This is a genomic window from Chitinophaga hostae, from assembly GCF_018224885.1.
Lineage (GTDB): Bacteria > Bacteroidota > Bacteroidia > Chitinophagales > Chitinophagaceae > Chitinophaga > Chitinophaga hostae.
Window position 1 is genome coordinate 382,263 of the sequence record NZ_JAGTXB010000003.1, and the last position, 23,492, is coordinate 405,754.

Annotated in this window: 19 protein-coding genes; 15 read left to right on the forward strand and 4 right to left on the reverse strand. The window is 45.5% G+C overall.

What is annotated here, in order from left to right:
* The first annotated feature begins 153 nt into the window (after positions 1-153).
* The 7 genes from KE626_RS08655 to KE626_RS08685 all read left to right on the forward strand — a co-directional run bounded on the left by KE626_RS08655 (position 154) and on the right by KE626_RS08685 (position 10,401).
* Complete coding sequence (locus KE626_RS08655) at positions 154-1,389, forward strand: N-acetylmuramoyl-L-alanine amidase family protein (protein WP_211972471.1); 1,236 nt, start codon at positions 154-156, stop codon at positions 1,387-1,389.
* Positions 1,390-1,514: 125 nt separating this feature from the next.
* Complete coding sequence (locus KE626_RS08660; protein ID WP_211972472.1) at positions 1,515-2,513, forward strand: MlaD family protein; 999 nt, start codon at positions 1,515-1,517, stop codon at positions 2,511-2,513.
* 6 nt (positions 2,514-2,519) lie between these two features.
* The gene (locus tag KE626_RS08665; RefSeq protein ID WP_211972473.1) at positions 2,520-4,406 is read left to right on the forward strand and encodes an OstA-like protein; all 1,887 of its coding nucleotides are present in this window, start codon (positions 2,520-2,522) and stop codon (positions 4,404-4,406) included.
* 119 nt (positions 4,407-4,525) lie between these two features.
* Entirely contained in the window at positions 4,526-5,737 is a 1,212-nt protein-coding gene (nhaA, locus tag KE626_RS08670; RefSeq protein WP_249207361.1) for a Na+/H+ antiporter NhaA, read from the forward strand.
* Between the two features lie 89 nt (positions 5,738-5,826).
* Entirely contained in the window at positions 5,827-6,354 is a 528-nt protein-coding gene (locus KE626_RS08675; protein ID WP_211972474.1) for a hypothetical protein, read from the forward strand.
* 98 nt (positions 6,355-6,452) lie between these two features.
* Complete coding sequence (locus KE626_RS08680) at positions 6,453-7,970, forward strand: NAD(P)H-hydrate dehydratase (protein WP_211972475.1); 1,518 nt, start codon at positions 6,453-6,455, stop codon at positions 7,968-7,970.
* Positions 7,971-8,187: 217 nt separating this feature from the next.
* Positions 8,188-10,401 (forward strand): sodium-translocating pyrophosphatase, encoded by a 2,214-nt coding sequence (locus KE626_RS08685; protein WP_211972476.1) that lies wholly within the window; start codon positions 8,188-8,190, stop codon positions 10,399-10,401.
* Between the two features lie 58 nt (positions 10,402-10,459).
* On the opposite strand, the gene KE626_RS08690 is transcribed toward KE626_RS08685, so the two are convergent.
* Positions 10,460-10,711 carry a hypothetical protein gene (locus tag KE626_RS08690; protein WP_211972477.1) on the reverse strand — a complete coding sequence of 84 codons (252 nt, stop codon included), beginning with the start codon at positions 10,709-10,711 and terminating at the stop codon, positions 10,460-10,462.
* Between the two features lie 277 nt (positions 10,712-10,988).
* Here KE626_RS08690 and KE626_RS08695 point away from each other — a divergent pair, with 277 nt between their 5' ends.
* Entirely contained in the window at positions 10,989-11,618 is a 630-nt protein-coding gene (locus KE626_RS08695; protein WP_211972478.1) for an NAD(P)-dependent oxidoreductase, read from the forward strand.
* A 56-nt stretch (positions 11,619-11,674) separates the two neighbouring features.
* On the opposite strand, the gene KE626_RS08700 is transcribed toward KE626_RS08695, so the two are convergent.
* Positions 11,675-12,673, reverse strand: a complete 999-nt coding sequence (locus tag KE626_RS08700) for a helix-turn-helix transcriptional regulator (RefSeq protein ID WP_211972479.1) — start codon at positions 12,671-12,673, stop codon at positions 11,675-11,677.
* A 106-nt stretch (positions 12,674-12,779) separates the two neighbouring features.
* Here KE626_RS08700 and KE626_RS08705 point away from each other — a divergent pair, with 106 nt between their 5' ends.
* The 7 genes from KE626_RS08705 to KE626_RS08735 all read left to right on the forward strand — a co-directional run bounded on the left by KE626_RS08705 (position 12,780) and on the right by KE626_RS08735 (position 21,830).
* Positions 12,780-12,992: a hypothetical protein gene (locus KE626_RS08705; protein WP_211972480.1), complete on the forward strand. Its 213-nt coding sequence runs from the start codon at positions 12,780-12,782 to the stop codon at positions 12,990-12,992.
* A 203-nt stretch (positions 12,993-13,195) separates the two neighbouring features.
* A complete protein-coding gene (locus KE626_RS08710) occupies positions 13,196-15,577 on the forward strand; it encodes a TonB-dependent receptor (protein ID WP_211972481.1) in 2,382 nt (793 codons plus the stop codon).
* A 21-nt stretch (positions 15,578-15,598) separates the two neighbouring features.
* Positions 15,599-16,465 (forward strand): DUF4249 domain-containing protein, encoded by an 867-nt coding sequence (locus KE626_RS08715; RefSeq protein ID WP_211972482.1) that lies wholly within the window; start codon positions 15,599-15,601, stop codon positions 16,463-16,465.
* A 295-nt stretch (positions 16,466-16,760) separates the two neighbouring features.
* Entirely contained in the window at positions 16,761-17,621 is an 861-nt protein-coding gene (locus KE626_RS08720) for a sterol desaturase family protein (protein ID WP_211972483.1), read from the forward strand.
* A gap of 318 nt (positions 17,622-17,939) precedes the next feature.
* Positions 17,940-18,329 carry a BlaI/MecI/CopY family transcriptional regulator gene (locus KE626_RS08725; RefSeq protein WP_249207362.1) on the forward strand — a complete coding sequence of 130 codons (390 nt, stop codon included), beginning with the start codon at positions 17,940-17,942 and terminating at the stop codon, positions 18,327-18,329.
* 10 nt (positions 18,330-18,339) lie between these two features.
* Positions 18,340-20,589 carry a M56 family metallopeptidase gene (locus tag KE626_RS08730; protein ID WP_211972484.1) on the forward strand — a complete coding sequence of 750 codons (2,250 nt, stop codon included), beginning with the start codon at positions 18,340-18,342 and terminating at the stop codon, positions 20,587-20,589.
* A gap of 113 nt (positions 20,590-20,702) precedes the next feature.
* The gene (locus tag KE626_RS08735; RefSeq protein WP_211972485.1) at positions 20,703-21,830 is read left to right on the forward strand and encodes a C1 family peptidase; all 1,128 of its coding nucleotides are present in this window, start codon (positions 20,703-20,705) and stop codon (positions 21,828-21,830) included.
* Between the two features lie 239 nt (positions 21,831-22,069).
* Here KE626_RS08735 and KE626_RS08740 read toward each other — a convergent pair whose 3' ends face one another.
* Positions 22,070-22,357, reverse strand: a complete 288-nt coding sequence (locus tag KE626_RS08740; RefSeq protein WP_211972486.1) for an acylphosphatase — start codon at positions 22,355-22,357, stop codon at positions 22,070-22,072.
* A gap of 456 nt (positions 22,358-22,813) precedes the next feature.
* Positions 22,814-23,410, reverse strand: a complete 597-nt coding sequence (locus KE626_RS08745) for a 2'-5' RNA ligase family protein (RefSeq protein WP_211972487.1) — start codon at positions 23,408-23,410, stop codon at positions 22,814-22,816.
* Positions 23,411-23,492: the final 82 nt, after the last annotated feature.

Here is a 23,492-nt window from a genome sequence, read left to right on the forward strand (position 1 = left end):
ATACAATTTATTACAAAAGGCAACTTGTATTGTTTAGCGGCAGGTATTAGTCAGATTGACGTAAACTCGCAAGGAGCAAGCGGATTATTAATTTAACAGATAAACTTATTTTTTTATTTTTTGTGAAAAACAGCACCCATTAAAATGAGAATCATGCGCTGGAACCGATTTTGGATTTTAGGACTGGGAACACTATTCACCTGTACCTTTTTTATTCAGGCCAAAAATAATCCCGTTTCCTCAAAACAGGATAAGCCTATCAGAACGATTGTAATTGATGCCGGCCACGGCGGTGAAGATCCCGGCGCCAAAGGCAGCTACTCCACCGAAAAACAGGTCACCCTCGAAGTAGCCCTGAAACTGGGGAAAATCCTGGAAGAAAATATGCCCGATGTAAAGGTGGTGTATACACGAAAAAGCGACCGCTTTGACGATCCCCGCAAAAAAGCCCAGATCGCCAACGATAATAAGGGAGAACTCTTCGTATCCATCCACTGTAATTCAACCGGTAAAATCCGTAAAGTAGTAGACTACAAAACCGTTTACCGCAAAAAAGGTAAAAGGAAAATAGCGGTTAAACAGCCGATATATGCCTACTACCCCAGCAATGCCAAAGGCACGGAAACGTATATATGGGCCACCAGCAAGAATAACGCAAAAATGGAATCCCTGAAACAAAATTCCGTTATCGTATTGGACGCCAACTCAGAAGAAACCAAACAGCTGATGGACGATACCGATCCCGAAACCTTTATCCTGCTTAACACCCTGCGGAATGCCTACTTCGACCAAAGCCTCCGTCTTTCCACCCTTATTGAAGATGAATTTACCCGGGTAGGACGTATCAGCCGCGGCGCAAGACAAAGGAATGAAAAAGGTATCTGGGTATTATCCGCCACCGCCATGCCCAGCGTACTCGTGGAACTGGGCTTTATCAGCAACCCGGAAGAGGAAGACTACCTCAATTCCAACAACGGACAACAGGAACTGGCCAACTGTATCTATAAAGCTATTAAACGTTACCGGGAAGAACTCGACAGGTTCACCAATAACCGTAATTCCCAGCCGTCTACCACCAGCATACAATCCAAAGGCAATAACACACATGCTTCCCTCCAACCCGGTAAAACAGGCCGTAACAAGCCCGCCGCACCGCAACCCGGCGACAGCTACTGCGTACAACTGCTCATTACAGATAAATTTTATAAACCAGGAGCTTCCATTTTCAGGAAGCTCCATGGTGACATCAACCGTCAACAGGTGGTGATGAATAAAAAAAAACTAAACAAATATATATGGGGCCGTTTCAAAACAGACCAGCAAGCCTCCAGTGCCCTGCGCAAGGCCCGCAAACTGGGATTTAAAGACGCTTTTGTTACCTCCTGCTAGTTCCCGCTACCTCCCATACCCCTTCCCCGTTTTCCCCCTTTCCCCTTTTTTATTAGCAACATTTTTACACGATCACTTCCCGTGCATGCTTTTTGATTATTTTTGCGTGAACGTATACGAATCTCATGCTCAAATTATCTAATGAAACCAAAGTTGGTATATTAACGGTGCTGGGTATAACCTTACTTGTGCTGGGCTTTAATTTACTGAAGGGGAAAAGCCTTTTTTCACATAATAAAACCATTTACGCCGTATATAAGCAGGTAAACGGATTACAACCCGCCAATGCTGTACAGGTAAATGGACTGGTAGTAGGCAGTGTATCCAATCTGGAAGTAATGGATAAAGATGCCTCCAGGATACTGGTAGCCATCACCATTACCAAAAAAATTGATATCCCGCGCAACTCCGTTGCCCGCATCAGCAGCGATCTCCTGGGTACCAAAACAGTACAGATGGACCTGGGTAACGCCAGCGAATATCTGAAAAGCGGCGATACCATCTATGCCGCGGTAGACGGCTCCATGACAGATGCACTCAAAGAACAGCTTAACCCGCTGGTAAAAAAACTGGAAGGCACCCTCTCTAATATTGATACCGTACTGCTGTCTGTGAATGCCATTCTCGACACCACCGCAAAAGGTAACCTGCAGGACGCCATCCGTAACCTGAATACCACCATGCGTAACTTTACGCATACCTCCGCATCCCTGAATGGCATGCTGGATCCTGATAAAGGCAATATCCAGAAAACATTCAACAACCTGGCCGCTGTAACCGGTAACCTGAAAGACAACAACGCTAAAATCACAGGTATACTCGACAACGCCCAGAAAACCACCGATGCGCTGGCAAAAGGAAACATCGACAAAACATTACTGCAACTGCAACAAACAATCAACAGCCTGAACCAGACCATCAACAAACTCAATACTACCGATGGCACCGCAGGTTTGATGCTGAACGATAAAAAAGTGTATAACAACCTTCAGTACTCACTGGGTAACCTGAATAAGCTGCTGGAAGACCTCCGCGTCAATCCAAAACGCTATGTACACTTTTCCCTGTTTGGCAAAAAAGATAAAACGAAGCCGTTACCTTCTGATTCAGCGGCACAACAATAAGCATCAATGCATCGATACATAAAATCAGGGACCTTCCTGGCCGTAATATGCCTGCTGGCATTTTCGGCCAGCGCCCAGTTTCCGGCCGAACCGGCTCCGAAAAAAGGGTCTGTTATTGAAATAATTCATTCAGACTCACTGATCATGAATGATCATGATTCTATCAGCATTACCCGATTCCTCGGTAATGCCGTCTTTAAACAGGGAAGTACCCTGTTTAACTGTGACAGCGCGATAAAAAATAACAAAACGAATATCATCGACGCTTACGGTCATATTCATATTAACCAGGCCGACAGCGTTCATATCTACGGTAACTTTCTTAACTACGATGCCAACACCCGCATCGCCCTGTTAAGAGAAGATGCACGACTCACCGATGGTAAAGTTACCATCACCGGACCCGAACTACAATACGACATGAATGCCAAAATTGGCTCCTACACCCAGTCAGGACGGCTCGTAAACGGTAAAAGCGTACTTACCAGCGATGAAGGATACTACTACACAGAAACCAAAGAGATGCATTTCATCCGGAACGTGTTGCTCGTAGATCCCGAATACACCCTCAATACCAGCGAACTGCTGTATAATACCGATACAAAAATTGCCACTATCATCGCCCCTACCACTATCAACAATAACGACAAAAGCACTATGTATGCTACCAGTGGTTATTATGATACGGATAAAGGATACGGCAACTTTGGCAACCGGCCTACCATCGAAGACAGTACCGGTACACTCACAGCCGATAATATTGAAATGGATAAATTAACCGGTATGGCCTATGCCACCGGCAATATGGTATACAAGGATACAGCACGCAAAATGTCGCTGCTGGCCAACAAAGGCATCGCCAATCAGCGCGAAAAAACAATCCTGGCCACCCAGAAGCCATTGCTCATCATGGAAAAAAACAAAGATACCCTGTATATGGCCGCTGACACCCTGTTTTCAGGCGTAATCGGACCAAACGACAGTTTGTCTATTCCATCTGTTGCAGGCCTCAAACGCATCCCCGACTCACCTACCAAAAACCTGGAGGCACTAAAAACCATACGACCGCCGGAGAGATTCGACGCCGTCATTTCTCCCGTTGCCCTCGGCGATTCTATTGCCAGGAAACAAAAAGATAGTATAGCCGGCAACGTTATGATGTTCATGGCCGACAGCGCCCTGGCAAAAACAAGGCAGAAACTCGATACCTCCCTGGTGAAAAATGTGAAAGTAGCGCCCATTCCGGATGTAGCCGTGCGCGATTCCCTGCCGGGAATTAAACATCATGCAGACAGTATGGCGCTGAAAGCACCAAAAGATACCAGTGAGCAACGCTATATTCTTGCTTATCATAACGTCCGTATATTTTCAGACTCCCTGCAGGGAGTGGCCGACAGTGTTTACTATTCTTCCAAAGATTCCGTCTTCCGCTTCTACCGCAACCCGGTGCTCTGGTCCAACAATACCACGCAACTGAGCGGCGATACCATCCTGATGTATACAAAGAACCAGACGGCCGACAGGATGGAGCTGAAAAATAATGGATTCATTATCAATGAAGCCGGCCCGGGCATGTTTAACCAGATCAAAGGCAACACCGTTACAGGTTATGTAGTAGGCGAAACCCTCGACTGGATGCACGTGGAAGGGAACGCCGAAACCATCAACTATATCAAAGATCAGGCAGGCGCCTATATGAGCGTTAATAAAACCCAGTGCGCCACCATCAATATCTTCTTCAAAAAAGGAGAAGTAAACAAAGTAGTTTTTTATAAAGATGCAGAAGGCACCGTTTATCCGTTTACACAACGTCCTAAAGAACAGTTACAACTGGAAAACTTCAAATGGGACATTAAGCGGCAGCCGAAAAGTAAGTACGAGCTAATGCAATAAAAGAATGACGAATTAAAAATTACGAATTACGAGGTAAATACGACCATTGCCAATCTTCCAGTACTCGTAATTCGTAATTCGTAATTCGTAATTTTTTTTAATTCGCAATTCTTTATATTATGATCCGGCACTCTATTAACATTATCCGAAAAACACTGATTTCCCCTATCTACACCTTTTTAAAAGACAGTCGTGCGGTAGGTATTGTACTCATAGTATGTACCCTCATATCTATGATACTGGCTAATTCAGCTGTTCAGGAGGATTATGTTGGATTCTGGAACACCCTCTTTGATCCGGCAGGCGGACATCATTACCAATACCGCGCCCTGCACCTTCCCAACTCCTACCTGTTATGGATAAACGATGGGATGATGGTCCTGTTTTTTTTTCTGGTAGGCATGGAAATAAAAAGAGAGCTTACCGTAGGTGAACTGTCTTCCCTAAAAAAATCCATTTTACCGGTACTGGCAGCCATCGGCGGAATGCTGTTTCCCGCACTCATATTTACCCTGTTTAATAAAAATACACCCTATGCCCATGGCTGGGGTATTCCCATGGCTACTGATATTGCTTTCTCCCTGGGAATATTATCCCTGCTGGGCAAAAGGGTGCCGGTAGGACTGAAAATATTCCTGATGGCATTGGCTATTATCGATGATCTCGGAGCCATATTAACCATTGCTGTTTTTTATACCCCTCACCTAGACGTAAAATACCTGCTGATAGGTGGCGCCGTACTGCTAATTCCGCTGGTGCTCAATTTCTTAAAAGTACACCGGCCCATTTTCTACTACATTCCGGGACTGGTACTCTGGTATTGCCTCTTCAATTCAGGGATACATGCCACTATCGCCGGCGTGCTGCTGGCATTCTGTATTCCGCAGGAGAAGATCGCGCAACTGGTACATAATTTACATGACCCGGTAAATTTTGTCATCATGCCCGTGTTCGCCCTGGCCAATACTGCCATACAGCTACCTTCCGATATGGCCGGCGCCCTGCAGAATGATATCAGTTATGGCATTATAGCCGGACTGGTGCTGGGAAAACCATTAGGTATTTTTGCACTTTCTTTTCTTGCTGTAAAATTAAAACTGGCCACCCTTCCCTCAAAAGCAGGCTGGATGCAGCTGATTGGCGTTGGATTAATTGCCGGTATCGGGTTTACCATGTCTATTTTTATCTCCTCCCTGGCCTATGCAGAGCGGGAATTACAGATTATTGCCATCATATCCGTGATAGCAGCTTCCCTGCTGGCGGGCATTGCAGGATTCATTTTTCTCCGCCTCCTTAAGCCGGTTGGCATTGTTCTTGTAAAGCAATCATGATTTAATTTTCGTCGTGCATTTATACTTTAGAAAGGAAGCCAACGTTTCTTAACGTATATTTTTTAAGTTTCAATTCAAACAACACATCTATGAAAAAAGTCGTGTTACTTTTCAGCCTGATTACCATGCTTGCTATACAGGCGAACGCGCAGAAGAAAAAAAGTTACAAAAGCAGCGATCCATCCAATTACAATACTGCGCTGGGTATCCGTTTAAACCCATGGATAGTGGGCTTTACCATTAAACATTTTATCCAGGGGCCTCATGCCATTGAAGGTATGGTAACTACAAATCATGAACACAGAAGCAATGTTACATTCACAGCGTTGTACGAATACAACTGGAATATAGGTTTACCGGAACTGAATATGTATGCCGGTGGCGGTGCGCACATCGGCTTCTACGACCGTCGTGATTACGACTGGGATCGTTATGTAGACAAAGGTAAAGGTACCTATGTATCACCAGGACTGGATGGTATTATCGGTATTGAGTATACCTTCAAAAAAATTCCTTTAAACATCAGTGCCGATCTGAAACCTTACGTACAGTTTGTTGGACCCACCAACTATATGGGTGAGGAGATTGGCGGTGTGTCTGCCAGGTTTACATTCTAAACAAACGGACCACTTCATCACAAACGGATCATGAGGCAAGCATGGTCCGTTTTTTTATGTTCCTTATTTTGGAGTAATTTTAGGTTCAACTACCGGACATGAAAATCTTTTCTGCTGCACAAATCAGGGAGGCAGATGCCTTCACGATCGCCCACGAACCCATCAGCAGCTCCGGCCTGATGGAAAGAGCGGCGGGCAAGTGCGCAGCCTGGCTCGAAGATCACTACTCCCCTGTACATCCCGTTTATATTTTTTGCGGGAAAGGAAATAATGGAGGAGATGGACTCGTGATAGCCCGTTTACTGCTCGATCATGGCTACACAGTTCGTACCGGTATATTGCAGTACAGCCCCAAAGCCAGCGCTGACCAGGAACTCAAACTGCAGGCGCTGCAGGAACATTATTCTTCAACTGTTTACGATATAGGCGATATATCTGATTTCCCTGCCCTTCCGGCAAATGCAATAATCATTGATGCCATTTTTGGCACCGGCATGAGCCGGCCAATAGAAGGATGGACAGCCGGTATTATCCATCTGATCAATGACCAGCGGCAAAAACATGTGATCATTTCCGTAGATATGCCTTCCGGCCTGATGGCCGATGAAAGCAATCGCCATACCGCCGTGGTACAGGCGCATTACACGCTGAGTTTCGAATTTTACAAGCTGGCTTTCCTGCTGCGGGAAAACGCTCCCTATGCAGGTGAAGTGCATATCCTGCCCATTGGATTGCATCCGGATTATATAACGCAAACGCCTGCACGATATCACCTGTCTGACCGTGAAATTATGCGCACCATTTATCGCCCGCGCGATCCGTTTGCGCATAAAGGCACCTATGGCCATGCGCTGCTCATTGCCGGAAGCTATGGCAAAATGGGCGCCGCCATACTCAGTGCCAGGGCCTGTTTACGCGCCGGAGCCGGACTCCTCTCCTGTCATGTTCCGCAGTGTGGCTACGATATTATGCAGATCAGCGAACCATGCGCAATGTGTATTACCGACGAGGATCCCCGCTACAATACACACTTTCACCAGGATATTACCAATACAAACTATAAAGCAATAGGCATAGGGCCCGGACTGGATACGCAACCGGGAACCGCTAAATCCTTTGAACACCTGTTGTCCGGCTGGCAACGCCCTATGGTGATAGATGCAGATGCACTCAACCTGATTTCCGTATATCCGTTCCTGTTAGCCAGGATACCGGCCGGCAGCATACTTACCCCGCATCCGAAAGAGTTTGAACGTTTGTTTGGTCCCAGCGCCAATGATACGGCCCGCCTGGACCTGTTGTCGAAGCAGGCTGTCAGCCTGCAGATCTATATCATACTAAAAGGACGATATACCGCCATAGCCTGCCCCGATGGCGCAGTTTACTTTAATAATACCGGCAACCCCGGCATGGCCACAGGCGGCAGCGGAGATGTGCTAACCGGTATATTAACCGGCCTGCTTTCCCAGGATTATTCTCCCAAAGCAGCGGTGCTGCTGGGTGTTTGGCTGCATGGCTATGCCGGAGATCTCGCAGCTGCACACCTTTCGCAGGAAGCTATGACGGCCACCGATATTATCAGCTGGCTGGGTAAAGCCTTCCAGGAAGGGATTTGATGCGCCCCTGTGTAAAATTCCCATAATATCCCCTTTCCCTGTTATTTTTTTTCGCCCCAAACACTGGCTCATGGCGCATGTGTGCAATAATTTTATTTATTCCCTACACTATTAATAATTTATGTTTTATATTCATTTGAAATATTTTTTTTTGGAATCCTATTCTTTTTAATTATTAAACTTTTTTGTCAACCACGTTTTTATAAATTTCGATTACATGAATATAGTTTACCTCGTACCGTGTTTTGGATTACTGGCTTTGTTATTTACAGCCGTCAAGAGCGCCTGGGTTTCAAAACAGGATGCCGGCAACGACAAGATGAAAGAGATAGCTCAGCATATTGCTGAAGGCGCTATGGCATTTCTTAAGTCTGAGTATAAAGTCCTTATTTACTTTGTTATTATTGCTGCCCTGCTCCTGGGTTATATGGGAGCTACACACGAAAATTCACACTGGTCTATTGCACTGGCCTTTATTATAGGTGCTGTATTTTCTGCTGTTGCAGGCTTTATAGGAATGAGAATAGCTACCAAAGCCAATGTGCGCACAGCGCATGCAGCACGTACCAGTCTTGCCAAAGCGCTGCAGGTATCTTTTACCGGCGGTTCTGTAATGGGAATGGGAGTTGCCGGCTTGGCGGTACTTGGTCTCGGATCCTTGTTCATCATCCTGAAATCATATTTTGTTGCGGCAGCCAATACAGCTGAAATGATCAAAACGATTGAAGTGCTTACCGGCTTTTCGCTGGGTGCTGAAAGTATCGCTTTGTTTGCCCGCGTGGGTGGTGGTATATACACCAAGGCTGCCGATGTGGGCGCCGACCTCGTAGGTAAAGTAGAAGCCGGTATCCCGGAAGACGATCCGCGCAATCCTGCTACCATCGCCGATAACGTAGGAGATAATGTAGGGGACGTAGCCGGTATGGGCGCCGATTTGTTCGGTTCCTATGTAGCTACAGTATTAGCCACTATGGTACTGGGATCTGAAACAGTTTCGCAGGATGCCTTTAGCGGTATTGCTCCTATCTTATTACCAATGATCATTGCAGGTGCGGGTATTATCTTTTCTATGATCGGAACCCTGTTTGTACGGATCAGCGACGCAGCAGGATTAAATACCGGTGTGGTACAAAAAGCACTGAACCTTGGTAACTGGGGCTCCATTGTATTAACAGCCGTTGTTTCCTATTTCCTGGTAAACTGGATACTGCCCGATAACACCATGGTTTTACGTGGCCATGAGTTTACCCGCGGAGAAGTATTTGGCGCCATCATGGTAGGTTTGGCGGTTGGTACGCTGATCAGTATTATTACAGAATATTACACTGCCATGGGCAAACGTCCGGTGAAATCCATCATCCGTCAATCCGCTACCGGCGCTGCCACCAACATTATTGGTGGTTTGTCTGTAGGAATGGAATCCACCACCTTGCCGATACTGGTGCTGGCCGCCGGTATTGCCGGTTCTTTCCATCTTGCAGGATTATACGGTGTAGCTATTGCCGCCGCCGGTATGATGGCCACTACCGCTATGCAGCTGGCCATCGACGCTTTTGGTCCTATTGCCGATAACGCCGGAGGTATTGCGGAAATGAGTGAACTGCCAAAAGAAGTAAGAGAAAAAACAGATATCCTGGATGCAGTAGGTAATACCACTGCCGCTACCGGTAAAGGTTTTGCCATTGCTTCCGCTGCATTAACCGCGCTGGCGCTGTTCGCTGCCTTTGTGGGTGTAGCAGGTATCCAGGGCATCGATATTTATAAAGCCAATGTACTCGCCGGTCTATTTGTTGGCGGTATGATACCATTTATATTTTCATCGCTTGCCATTGCGGCGGTAGGCCGCGCAGCTATGGCTATGGTGGAAGAAGTACGCCGCCAGTTCCGCGAAATACCGGGCATCATGGAAGGTACCGGCAAACCGGAATATGATAAATGCGTGGCGATCTCCACACAGGCCTCTATCCGTGAAATGATGCTGCCTGGCGCCATTGCCCTCATCTCCCCGCTGTTGGTGGGTTTCCTGGCCGGTCCCGAAGTACTGGGCGGTTTCCTGGCCGGAGCCACCGTAACTGGTGTACTGATGGGGATTTTCCAGAATAACGCCGGTGGCGCCTGGGATAATGCTAAAAAATCATTCGAAAAAGGCGTGGAAATTAATGGCGAAACCTACTATAAAAAGTCTGAGCCACATAAAGCTTCTGTAACCGGCGATACTGTAGGTGATCCGTTTAAAGATACTTCCGGCCCATCCATGAACATCCTCATCAAACTGATGTCGATCGTATCATTGGTTATTGCGCCTACTCTCGCGGAAATATTCCACACCAAACAGCCTCCGGTGCCTCCAACTGCTAAAACAGAAACGGTACAACCGGCAGCCAAAACAGTTAGCGGCAAAGCCACTGCCTACCTGTTCGAAAAGAAATAAGTTGATTGAGATATAAGCGGATTCCCGTCAGTACACTGTACTGACGGGAATTGTTTTTTTATGGCATTTCCCGGGAATGATGCCCTCCCGTGTTGGCTGCTGCAAGCAACTCCCTTGCCCGGCCGTTATATGCAGCGGCCCATGCGCTGCCCGCTGTGCCCCAACTGAATTTTCCTGCCAGTAACACCCGCTGATCCTGTATTCCCCGGCAAATACAATACCTGTGAATTATCTGCCAATCGGTATGCCCGCTGTAGCCCTGCCCTGACCAGGGTTTCCCTACCTGTAGCACCCGCTCCTGTATTCCCATCACCCTGGAATTATCCGCCAAGCCGCATGCCCGCTGCGTTATTCATCTCCCCCAAACCTCCGCCGCCCGCATTTCAACCCCCGAAAAAAATAAATTCCCCAAAAAATCAACTTTCCTTTTGGCGTTTTAAATATCTTTCCTACATTTGTACTGTAATTAAAATTATTACAGATTAAAGATCTGTATTTTTTTAATCTAAAACTGTAACATTTTTTATATCAATTAAACAATCAGTACAGGCAGACTGTAATATTAAACACCATAAAATAATTAACACATGAAAGTAGCCATCATCGGAGCATCCGGATTTATTGGTTCCGCCATCTTAAACGAAGCACTGAACAGGGGACATGAAGTAACCGCGATTGTACGCAATCCTGAAAAAATAACCGTACAAAACCCGCATCTGACGGTGAAAAAAGGTGATGTCACCAATGAAGCCGCCCTGACCCCGCTGCTGGCTGGCAACGACGCTGTAATCAGCTCCTACAGCGCACATGACTCCGCTACCTACCTCAAAGCTATCCATGCTATTATTGATGCTACTAAAAAAGCCGGTATCAAGAGATTGATTGCTGTGAGCGGCGCAGGCAGCCTGGAAATAGCACCGGGCTTACAATTGCTCGATACGCCCGAATTTCCGGCAGAGTGGAAAGAAGGCGCTTCCGCTACCCGCGATGCTTTCCACGTCATCAAAGGCACCAACGACCTCGACTGGACCGTACTGAGCCCCGCCATGATGATACAACCAGGCGAACGCACCGGAAAATTCCGCCTCGGAACAAACCAGGTAGTTTTTAACGATAAAGGTGAAAGCAAGATTTCTACCGCAGATTACGCAGTGGCATTACTGGATGAACTGGAACAGCCTAAACATATCAAACAGCGGTTTACACTGGCCTACTAATAGCTGGTAACGATATACTTTTACATACAGGACGAACACTTGTTTGTCCTGTTTTTTTATCCCCTCATTTTCATGGGGCTCACGCCGAACTTCTTACGAAAAGCATTACTGAAATGCTGCGGGGAAGAATAACCCGCTTCTTCTGCAATCACCGCCATGGTCTGATGTCCTGCCAGGATCAGTTCCCTGGCCAGCTCCAGCCGGCGTTCGCTCAGGTATCCAAAAACCGTATTATCAAAAAGCGCCTTAAAACCGGACTTCAACTTAAATTCATTCAATCCCGTTTTACGCGACAACTGTTCAAGACTCAACGGTTGTTGCATATGCTGTAGAAGCAGTTCCCGGGCATAATGTAACTTCTCTGTATCCGTAGCGGATATTTTAATACCGGTTTGTTTAACGGAATACAGCTCATTTTCCGTTTGCTCACATTGTAAAGCCAGCAGCTCTATCGCCTTCGACTGCAGGAATAGCTTTTTCAACCCTCCCCGGAAACTGCACTGACGCACTTCATCCATTACCATCCGCATGCGCGGGGTGATACGGGGATTAAACTTCTCTGCAAGGGTGGCCGTTTTATTAACGGCTACGTTATTGGCTAAACCATCCAGCACCTTCCCGTTATTCTCCGCCAGCTCCAGGAAACGACCGGGCGTAAAGGTCAGCGCAAAAAACTGTATATCCAGCTGCTTCTTTACTGCTGCTGATTCTGAGTCACTCGGACTAAATATCAGGTTATGTTCCAGCGTTTTGAATTTCAAATGATTTGCAATGCCGGATATGGAAGTCGTCACATCGCCCTGTTCCATAAACATCATCAGCACACGGGGCTCCTGGAAATCCGACATGATGTGAATATTCTCGTATACGTTGGCCGTACAGTAAGCAATACTGGTTCCCTCAAAGCAGGATTCCGTCAGGGAAGCAGAACCGAAATGGTGATGCATGGCCTGGGTCTGTTCCAACATCACCCTGGAATTGATGCGTTGGGAATCGAAAGGTTGATCCTCCGTTAACAATACCTGGTTGGCATCATCCGTAATAATTACGCCCATAAATAATCCTTTTCGTATAAGTATTTATCCGTTTCGTGTAACAGCTATATGGGATAACAGCAGCAAATTTGCACAAAAATATTCCGAATATTAAATTAAATAAGCCATGATGGGAATATTCCGTACCAATATTACAACTGTTCAGGATAGAAACAATGTTATTCATGCCATTTCAGCAGAATTTAGCGTAAACGCCTGTAGTGTGGATCTGGAGGATTGCGACAGGGTATTACGCGTGGTCAGCCCCCAATCATTAGCAGAACAAACCATTATTGAGTTTGTAACCCGCCTTGGATTTAGTTGCGACATCCTGGATTAGTTAGATACAAGGCATAACATCTAAAAAGCTGTCCTGGTGAAGCCAGCAGCGGACTACACCGCCGCCGCCCTTCATCATGACAGCTTTATTCCATTTATAAAAAAATAATTTATTGGCGTAGGGGTAGAATATTTTTGTGACGTCTTATATGCAACATGCCGGAAAAAGGCAATGGAAATCATATAAAAACGGACTCATTTTTTATGAAAACTAAGGCAACCCTGTTGCTGTCGCTGCTCCTTCTCGTTTTAGCAGGACAAACAACAACCGCACAGCAGCAACGATATACCGTAAGCGGCTATGTAAAAGACAAACAAAACGGAGAAAGCCTGGTGGGCATCTCCATTGGTAAAAGCGGTACCACACTGGGTACTGTGAGTAACCAATATGGCTTTTACTCCCTTACGCTTCCGGCAGGAGAACATGAAATTCAGTTTTCCTTTATGGGCTATGGCACCTACAAAACCACCGTTAATCTGAAAAAAAATGCTACTATCGACGTAAGCATGGAAGCAACCAGCAGCCAGCTCAACGTGGTAACGGTAAACGGACAGAAACAGGAAAGAACGGTGAATACCCTTAACACCAGCATCAATAAACTGGATATTGCGCAAATGAAAAAGATGCCCACCTTCATGGGTGAGGTAGATGTACTGCGCGCCATTCAAACCCTTCCCGGTGTAAATACTGTAGGAGAAGGTGCTTCCGGTTTTAACGTACGCGGTGGCAACAGCGATGAAAACCTCATCCTGCTGGATGAAGCCCCCGTATACAATTCCACTCACATGCTCGGTTTCTTTTCTGTATTCAATCCTGATGCAGTAAAAAGCCTGAACCTGATCAAAGGCGGATTCCCAGCTGAATACGGCGGTCGTACCTCTTCTGTATTAGATATCCGGATGAAAGATGGTAATAACCAAAATTTCAATATCAACGGCGGTATCGGTAATATTTTCAGCCGCCTGTCGGTAGAAGGACCACTGGTAAAAGATAAAGCCTCTTTCATTGTGGCAGCCAGAAGATCTTATATAGATCTGCTGATGAAACCTTTTGTAAAGGGAGATATGAAAGATACCAAACTCAATTTCTACGACCTCACCGCCAAGGCCAACTATAAATTCAATAAAAACAACTCCCTCTTTGTGAGCGGATACTTTGGCAGGGATGTGTTTGGATTCGGAAAAGACGTTAATATGAACTGGGGAAACAGCACCGCCACCATTCGCTGGAACCACGTATTTACCAACCGGCTGTTCCTGAACTTAACAACTTACTATAGTAAGTATGATTATAGTCTCCGTTTCAGTAACGAATCCAAGAAGAAAACCAACGAGGATTCCCAGGCCTACGACTGGACTTCCAATATCATCAACTATGGCTTTAAACCATCTTTCACCTACTACATCAACTCCTCCAACAGTCTGCATTTCGGCGTACAGGGTATCTATTATACCTTCAAACCAGGAACAGGTACCAGCACCTACGGAGATATCAAACATGTGAAAGAGCTGTATGATCAGCATGCGCTGGAATCTGCTGTGTACATTGATCATGAATACAAGCCTTCTAAAAAATTCGGTATCCAGTATGGCGGCCGCTTATCAGCCTACCAGTTTGTTGGAAAGGGAACAGCCTATTTCTACGCAGATACCACTCCCGGTATTCGTAAAAGACTGGTGAGTATGAAAGACTACGGCGCCAACGACCTGATCAAAGGTTACTACTACTTTGAACCCAGGATCAGCGCCCGCTACGCTATCTCAGACGAGCACGCCGTAAAACTGGCCTACAGCAGAACCACCCAGTTTATGCACCAGTTGTCGAACACCGCCTCTCCTACACCACTGGATATCTGGACACCCAGCACCAACAACATAAAGCCAATGGTGTCTGATCAGTATACTGCCGGTTATTTCTACAATGCGCCTAATGATGCGTATGAGTTATCGGCCGAGGTATTCTACAAAACCACCGATAACCAGGTAGATTATATCGACAACGCCAACCTGCAACTGAACCCGCTGATCGAAGCCGACCTGCTGCCTTCCCAGGGCCGTGCCTACGGATTGGAGATCTACGCGAAAAAAGATATCGGTAAAACCACCGGTTGGGTGAGCTATACATTGTCCCGTACAGAAAGAAAAACACCCGGCATCAGCATGGATGAGTGGTTCCTGAACCGCTACGACCGTACCCATAACCTGAACCTGGTATTAACACATACATTTACCAAACGCACTTCCCTCTCTGCCAACTGGGTATTTGCTTCCGGTACACCAGGCACCTTTGCCGATAACCGCCTGGAATTCCAGGACTGGGATATTCCATACAACAGTACCGAAAAACGCAATAACTACCGTTTGCCTGCCTATCACCGCTTAGATCTGTCTATGACATTGAAAGGCAAGCAAACAAAACGCTGGAAAGGAGAATGGGTATTTTCACTGTACAACGTATATGGCCGCAGAAATGCCTATACCATTTACTTTAAACAGAATGATGATGATCCAACCAAGCGCGAAGCTACCCGTTTGTCCATCATCGGTTCTATTATCCCGGGTATCACGTACAACTTTAAGTTCTAATTGTCCAAAATTCAACATCAGATGAAAAAATCATTATTCCTCATATTATTTGCTGCCGTTGCGGGTTTAACAGCCTGTGAAGACAAGATAGACCTGAACGTAAAGGATGGTAAATCTTTCCCGGTACTCGATGCGTGGATCACCAATGAACCAGGCATACAGAAGATAAAATTCACCATGTCTGTACCTTATACGGATAACAACCCGGCGCCAGTTATCGATGATGCAAAAATCACATTATACGACCTGACCACCGGCGCCTCCTACCCTTTCCTGTTTAAAGATAAGGCTTACTCCTACGATGCCACCGCGAAACCAATCGGTGTGATTGGTCACGGTTACAAACTGCGCATAGAGTTTAAGGGAGAAACATTTGAAGCATTCGACAGTATCAAAAGGGTGCCCCGTATCGATTCCATCACTTATGAGTTCAAAACCAAAGAGGAATCTATCAGCGGCAAAGAAGGCTTCTATGCTACCTTTCACGCCAGGGATCTGAAAGACACGGTTGATTATTACTGGATTCGCTCCTATCGTAACGATACACTCAGACGCCTGGAAGATAACTTCTCTATTGACGGTTCTTACGATGCCGGCATTTCTGACGGTGATCCGTTTATTTTACCCATAGAAGAAGGCATCACCGACTATGAGAAACCATTCCTGAACGGCGAAAAGGCAATTGTGCGTTTGCTTTCCGTTACTTATCCTTCACATAGTTTCCTCACGCAGGTAGACGCCCAGGTAAATTCCGGCGGCTTGTTCGCCAAAGTGCTGGAGAACGTAAAGAGCAACGTAAAAAACACCTCCACCAATGGTCAGATCAGGATATTGGGCTGGTTTGGCACGTCGGCTGTAAGCAGGGCGGAACGGAGTTTTAATAAGTAATTTTGTATTACTCCGGATTAAACTGATTTTGTCTTACCCAGGATTAGACTGATTTTGACGATTTTCAGGATTCTTTTTTATAATTAAAAAGATTAGCGGAGATAGATGGGACATCTTTCCATCTATCTCCGCTAATCTTTTTCTATCTTATCGCATCAAAATGATAAAAATCCTGAAAATCGTCAAAATCAGTCTAATCCTGGGTAAGACATCAGTCTAATCCTGGGTAAGACAAAATCAGTTTAATCCGGAGTAAGGCAAAATCGTTAACTTCAATAGCAACAAAGCATACATTATGGCTCCCGACCTGATTACATATGCCATTCCCGGATTTGTGCTGCTCATACTGCTGGAAATCGTTTTTACCACCATCGATAAAAAGAATATGTATGAGCCCAAGGATGCCCTCAGCAGCATCGCTATGGGACTGGGCAATGTCTTCATTGGAATTTTTACCAAGGCCGTTATTTTCGGGATCTATCTTTCTATTTACCAGCTCCGCCTGTTCACATTAGGTTTTACCTGGTGGGCCTGGGTATTATGTTTTTTTGCAGACGATTTCAGTTACTACTGGTTTCACCGCAGCAGTCATACCATCCGTTTTTTCTGGGCTTCCCATGTGATTCACCACTCATCAGAAAAGTACAACCTGGCCACCGCCGTGCGGCAAAACTGGACCGGTAATCTAACCGGCACCTTTATATTCTGGCTCTGGATGCCTTTTGTAGGCTTCCATCCAATAATGGTGATGAGTATGCAGGCTATCAGCCTGATTTACCAGTTCTGGATCCACACAGAGGTAATTAACAAACTGCCGGCGCCCATAGAATATATTTTCAATACTCCTTCACATCACCGGGTACATCATGGCTCCGATCTTGACTACCTGGACCGCAACCATGCCGGCATACTGATTATCTGGGACCGTATGTTTGGCACTTTTACGCCTGAAAAGCAGCGTCCCGTCTATGGTCTCACAAAAAATATTCATAGCTATAACCCTTTCCGGATTGCTACCCACGAATGGGTGGACATATGGCAGGATCTGCGCCATGCCCGCTCCTTCCGGGAAGCGTGGCATTACATTTTTGACGCACCGGGCTGGAGTGCCGATGGCAGCCGGAAAACTACCAGGCAGCTCCGGCGGGAGGGTTAGTCTTGTTCCGAATTTTTCTTGTTCTTTTCTTGCCGGGATTTTTTTGCCCAGGATTAGACTGATTATAATGATTTAAAGGATTTTTTTCTTTGATTGTATTTGATTTTAAAAGATTTGGGAAGATATATTCGCTTATGTCTCCTCCAATCTTTTAAAATCAAAGAAAAAAATCCTTTAAATCATTATAATCAGTCTAATCCTGGGCAAAAAAATCCCGGCAAGAAAAGAATCACAAAAAATTTGGCATTTACGAAAACTATCGTACATTCGTTTACGAAGATATTCGTACAATAATAATCATCATTAATACGCATTGCTTTGAAACAACTCCGGCCTACAGAAAGTGAATTGGAAATTTTGGGTGTGCTCTGGGAAAAGGGCCCCAGCACCGTTCGTGAGGTACATGATATCTTATCTCAAACGAAAGATGCCGGTTATACCACCACACTTAAATTAATGCAGATTATGCATGAGAAAGCGCTGTTGCAACGCGATACCAGCAGCAAAACCCATGTATATACTGCCGCCATTTCACAACAGAAAACGCAGGAACAACTGGTAAATAAAATGATCGATACGGTTTTTGGTGGTTCGGCATCACAGCTGGTGATGCAGGCCCTTGGCCATCATCAGTCATCAGAAGAAGAACTGGAAAAGATCCGTCAGTATTTGTCAGCGATAGAAAAACAACAAAAGGACAACAGGTAAACTCACTACCATGAATTTATTACCTATTACGGGCGACCTTGTACGCGCCCTGGGATGGACCATCCTTCATTCCATGTGGCAGGCATTCCTTATCTATGCCTGTTTACGGATAGTATTAAAGCTTTGGCCACAGGCGGGTGCCAGAATCAAATATAATTTGTCGTTCGTATCACTCACCGGTATTTTTACCTGGTTCCTGGCAACCTTCTATATGCATATACAACGGTTGCAGGAAGCAAGAAGCACTATTTTAGCACTTCATGGCACCATTTCGCTGCAGGATCCTGTATCACTGCCGGCGGTATACCCAAGCCAGGATCCGCTGATATGGCTGTTTCCCAACCTCGAGTTGTGTTTCCCTTTATTGGTAACACTCTACATTGCCGGCATGACCGGGATGACCGTTAAATTATTTTCTGATCTTTTTCAATTACACCAGATCCGTACTACCCGGATAGAGCCCATGGGGGCTGCATGGGATAAACATCTCCACAAACTGGCCGCTCAGCTCCAGATTCCCCGCAAGGTGAAACTACTGATCTCCAGGCATGTGCAGGTGCCCGTAATGCTGGGCTTTTTAAAACCGCTGATCCTGTTGCCGGTGGCCATGGTCAACAATCTTACTGAAGAACAGCTGGAAGCCGTGCTGCTGCACGAACTCGCGCACATCAAACGCAATGATTATCTGTTGAATATCTTCCAATCAATTGTTGAAACAATCCTTTTCTTTAATCCTTTTGTATGGCTGATTTCAAAAACCATCCGTATTGAAAGAGAACACTGCTGCGACGACCTGGTTATAGCCAGCACCGTACAACCGCTGCAATATGCGCATGCACTGGTAGCGCTTGAACAATACCGGTTAACCGCTCACCGGCTTACCATGGCTGCCGCAGACAGTAAACAACATCTGTTTCACCGCATTAAACGCATCATGGAAATGAAAACTAATCATCTTAATTATAGTCAAAAATTTTTAGCTGTCTTAATCATTGCCACCAGCCTTATATCCATTGCGTGGTTAAATCCCGCCAAAGGAAAAAGTAATGAAACAAAGGAACAACAGGTAACTGAAAAACATCTTAAAGACTCAGTATCCCCTAAAAAGGCTGATGATGGCAACAACGCTGTTGAACTGCCCCAGGCTGCCAACAGTCAGTTTAAACGCGCCCTCGATGAAATCATCGTTGACACCGTAGAACCTGCGCCGCCAGTACCACCTGCGCCTGATCCGGCAGCTGCCCCTGGCCCTGCCCCGCTTCCTGGACCTGCAACAACACCAGGGGCTATTGGTCCGCTGAACAATGATTTGTCAGGAATTGGGGAAATAAATGACGAGACCAGTTACCGTTTTCATAAAATCAGCGACAGCTCAGCCAATGTGTATTCACATGTCAAAGTGAAGACAAATACAAATGTGAACAACAAGATGTCCTTTTCCTATAATTACAATTATAGCAAGGATACCAATATCACAAAAGAGGAAATCCGCAAACAGATCCGCGAGGCGCAGAAGAGCATCCAGCTGGCAATGAAGCAACTCCAGGAAGTGGATATGAAAAAAGTGCAGGCAGATATCCAGGCAGCTACCAAAAACATTAACTGGAAAGATGTATCGGAAGAGGTGCGCAAAGCACAGGCAGAAAGTGCTGCGGCATTGAAAAATGTGGACTGGGACCAGATAAGCAAAGCCCAGGCAGAAGCCGCTGCGGCATTGAAAAATATCGACTTTGCCACGCTCAATAAAAACCTGGCCATGGCTTATCAGAGCCTGGACATGAAAGACCTCAGCAATAAAATAAGAAAAGAGGTGGCAACAAGTCTGCAATCAGCCAATATGTCGAAAGAAGAAAACAGCCGGCGATTGGCAGACATCCGCAAACAAAGAGCGGAAGCTCTTGAAGACGCCGCAAGAGCCAGGGAAGAAGCCGGCAAAACAAGAGAAGCCGCTAAAAAAGACATGGCATACAAAAGAGAAGAAATAGCAGAAAGACGGGAAAAAGCAGATAAAGACAGACGGGAGGCAAACGAAAAGCGTGAAGAAAACGATATATACCAGGAAATGCTGAGAAGAATGGTTGCCGACAACCTGTTGGATACACAAAAAGATTACAGCGTAGAAAAAAACGATAACGGCCTGTTTATCAATGGTGTTAAACAACCTGATAACATCGTTGCCAAATACCGTAAGTACCTTAAAGCCAAACAAGTGCATATCAAGGGCTCTTCTACGACTTACCATGTTGGTATTGAGAATTGATTACCGCCATTCTATTGCAGATTATATCCGTACCATTACCGTTCATACGGTAATGGTACTTTTTATTATAGGGGTTCCCTTATCTTTAGGCCGATAATCTAATGAAATCGTTTATGAAAACATTTTGTTTTACACTTGCCATGCTTGCCGCTACTATAGCCAATGCACAGGAAAAAGGCGTGGTGATCAACAACCTCGTAAAAGGAAAAATTAATGCCACCACCCCGGTAAAAAACCAGGGAATGACCGGTACCTGCTGGTCTTTTTCTTCTACCTCCATGGTGGAAACGGAGTGTTTGCGTAAGGGCCTTCCGGAGCTGGACTTGTCTGAAATGTTTACTGCCCGCAATATTTATATCGAAAAAGCAAAGAACTATGTGCGTCGCCAGGGGTTTGCCCGCTTCGATGAGGGTGGTCTGGCGCATGATGTGATCCATTCCATTGCTACCTACGGTATAGAACCGGAAACTGTTTACAGCGGCCTTAAAAACAATGCTACCATGCATAATCATTCAGAGATGGTAGTTGCCATGAAAAAGTACCTCGACAGCATCATCAAGGTATCGCCGGTACCGGATAACTGGGTATCGCAATTTACCGGTATCCTGGACCAGTATATGGGCCAACCTCCTGCAACATTCGAATACAACGGTAAAACCTATACGCCTCAAAGCTTTGCAAAAGAGGTGGTGAAGTTCGATGCAGAGGACTATGTATTTCTCACCTCATTTACGCATCATCCTTTCTATAAGTCATTTATTATTGAAGTGCCCGACAATTTCTCCAATGGCGCCTACTATAACGTACCGTTGAAAGAATTGACAGGTATCACCGAAACAGCCCTGCAGAAAGGCTTTACCGTATTATGGGATGCCGATGTAAGCAACAGGGGATTTGCCGGCGGCAAAGGTTATGCTTTACTGGCTTCACCGGACATGTCGCTCAAAAAAGATAGCATTGATCCCGAAATGACCGAACCCAACTATACACAGGATTCACGGCAACAGCTATACGAAGAGTTGATCACCCAGGATGACCACCTGATGCATATTACCGGTATTGAAAAAACGCCTAAAGGGAAAACCTTCTTCCTGGTAAAAAACTCATGGGGTAAAAACGCCAGTCCGTTTGGAGGTTATCTGAATGTTTCCGAAGCTTATTTTGCGGTAAACACCATTACGATTGTAGTGCCAAAAGCAGCGCTGGACAAGTCTTTCCAAAAGAAATACAGCATCAACTAGATAGCTGTACATAAGCCCTGTACATCAGCGGCAGTTTATGTACTTCGTCTATCATATGACTAAAGCGCAAAGAAATTTATACGGTTGTATTCAGTTGCGTTGCTCCGTTAAATTTCTTTGCGCCTTTTGTCAACAGGTCACAGTTAACTTTTTTTCTGCGATTTCTAAAAGCCGGTAGCCAAAAGCTAACAGCTAAACGGGCATAGGTATCTGAACACCTGCTGTTACCGGACCAGGATTTATGAATAAAGGATAGTAAAGCCTTTGATATGTTGTACGTCGCCGGAAGTGATTTCCAGCTCTTTTACTGCAGCCATGCCAGGACCAGACCTGCACCAGGCAATAAAGTCTTCCATTGCATGTTCTTCTGCTTCCGCCAGGATCCAAACACTTCCATCCAGCAGGTTTTTCACATGCCCCTGTACATTCATTGAATCAGCTACACGTTTTGCATTTGCCCTGAACCCTACTCCCTGCACACGTCCTTTCACTATGATTTCCTTGTGTACAATTGTCTTAGTTGCCATAAATTTCTATTCGATTAACGCGGTAATTGCCCTATCCCAGCCTGTATATGATACAAATGAAAAAGGACACTCTTAAAACTTTTAAAATTTCCGCTAAGATACAAACAACTAAAAACTTATTGCCAAAGTGAATGAATGGAATGAAGGAACAATGACAAGTGGCGAAAAAAATACCATAAATCATCATCTGACCCAGGAATTGCCGGATAGCAGATCCGCAGCACCGCATGAAATGGTCGTACCGACGGGTCAATAACGTGTTGCAAACCGTCCGCTATCCTCAGATAGCAGCTCAAACCTGCAACAGCAACAGTATGAAAGGGATGGCTAACTTGAGGGAAACAAACATTGATGAACATTGATATAGGAGATAACAAATTATTTTATCCGTCCCAATTTCATCAATCCTGCGAATCTACCATCCGGCAATTCCTGCATCAGATAATGCTTTGCTGTTTATGCAGCATAATTAAATAATGAACCTACCATGTGTTCAATATCTCCAAATACAAAGTCTCTTACACGCTCATACTTACCACCGGCAGCAGGCCTTTTCAACAGGCTAAAACAATGGCAGTTGAAACTACGCACGAATATCTGCTGTGCCAGCAACGGCATGATCATATTCACTTCTGCATCCTGCAATCCCCTGGCCAGCATGATATGCGGTTTGAAGGACTGCGGCTTTAACTCAAAAGCCTGCATGATGCTGCGATGTAATTCTATTAATGGCTTGGGGTTGGCCACATTGATGAAAACACTATTGTTTCCATCCGCATGCCTGAAAGCATCCATTTTTGCTGTATAGATAGCAAAACCAGCCTGCTTACGCGCAACCTCCTCCAGCATGGTAACAAAATCCTCCTGGAAACGCTCCGGGAAGGCCGATCTGAACAAAGCCACATGAACCGGCGCTCCTGACATTGCTACATCGTTTAACTCCGATGCAACAAACTGCCGGATACGTGTTACATCCTTGGATACCACCGCATCCGGATTTACTACCAGCAAATAATCAAATAACTCTTCCGAAATTTCATAATTCGTATTCATAACCTGATATTTTTATTCTTCCTGTTAGAATGACAATACGAATATACAACCTTTTTTCGGAAATACTAATTTTTTTAGCATT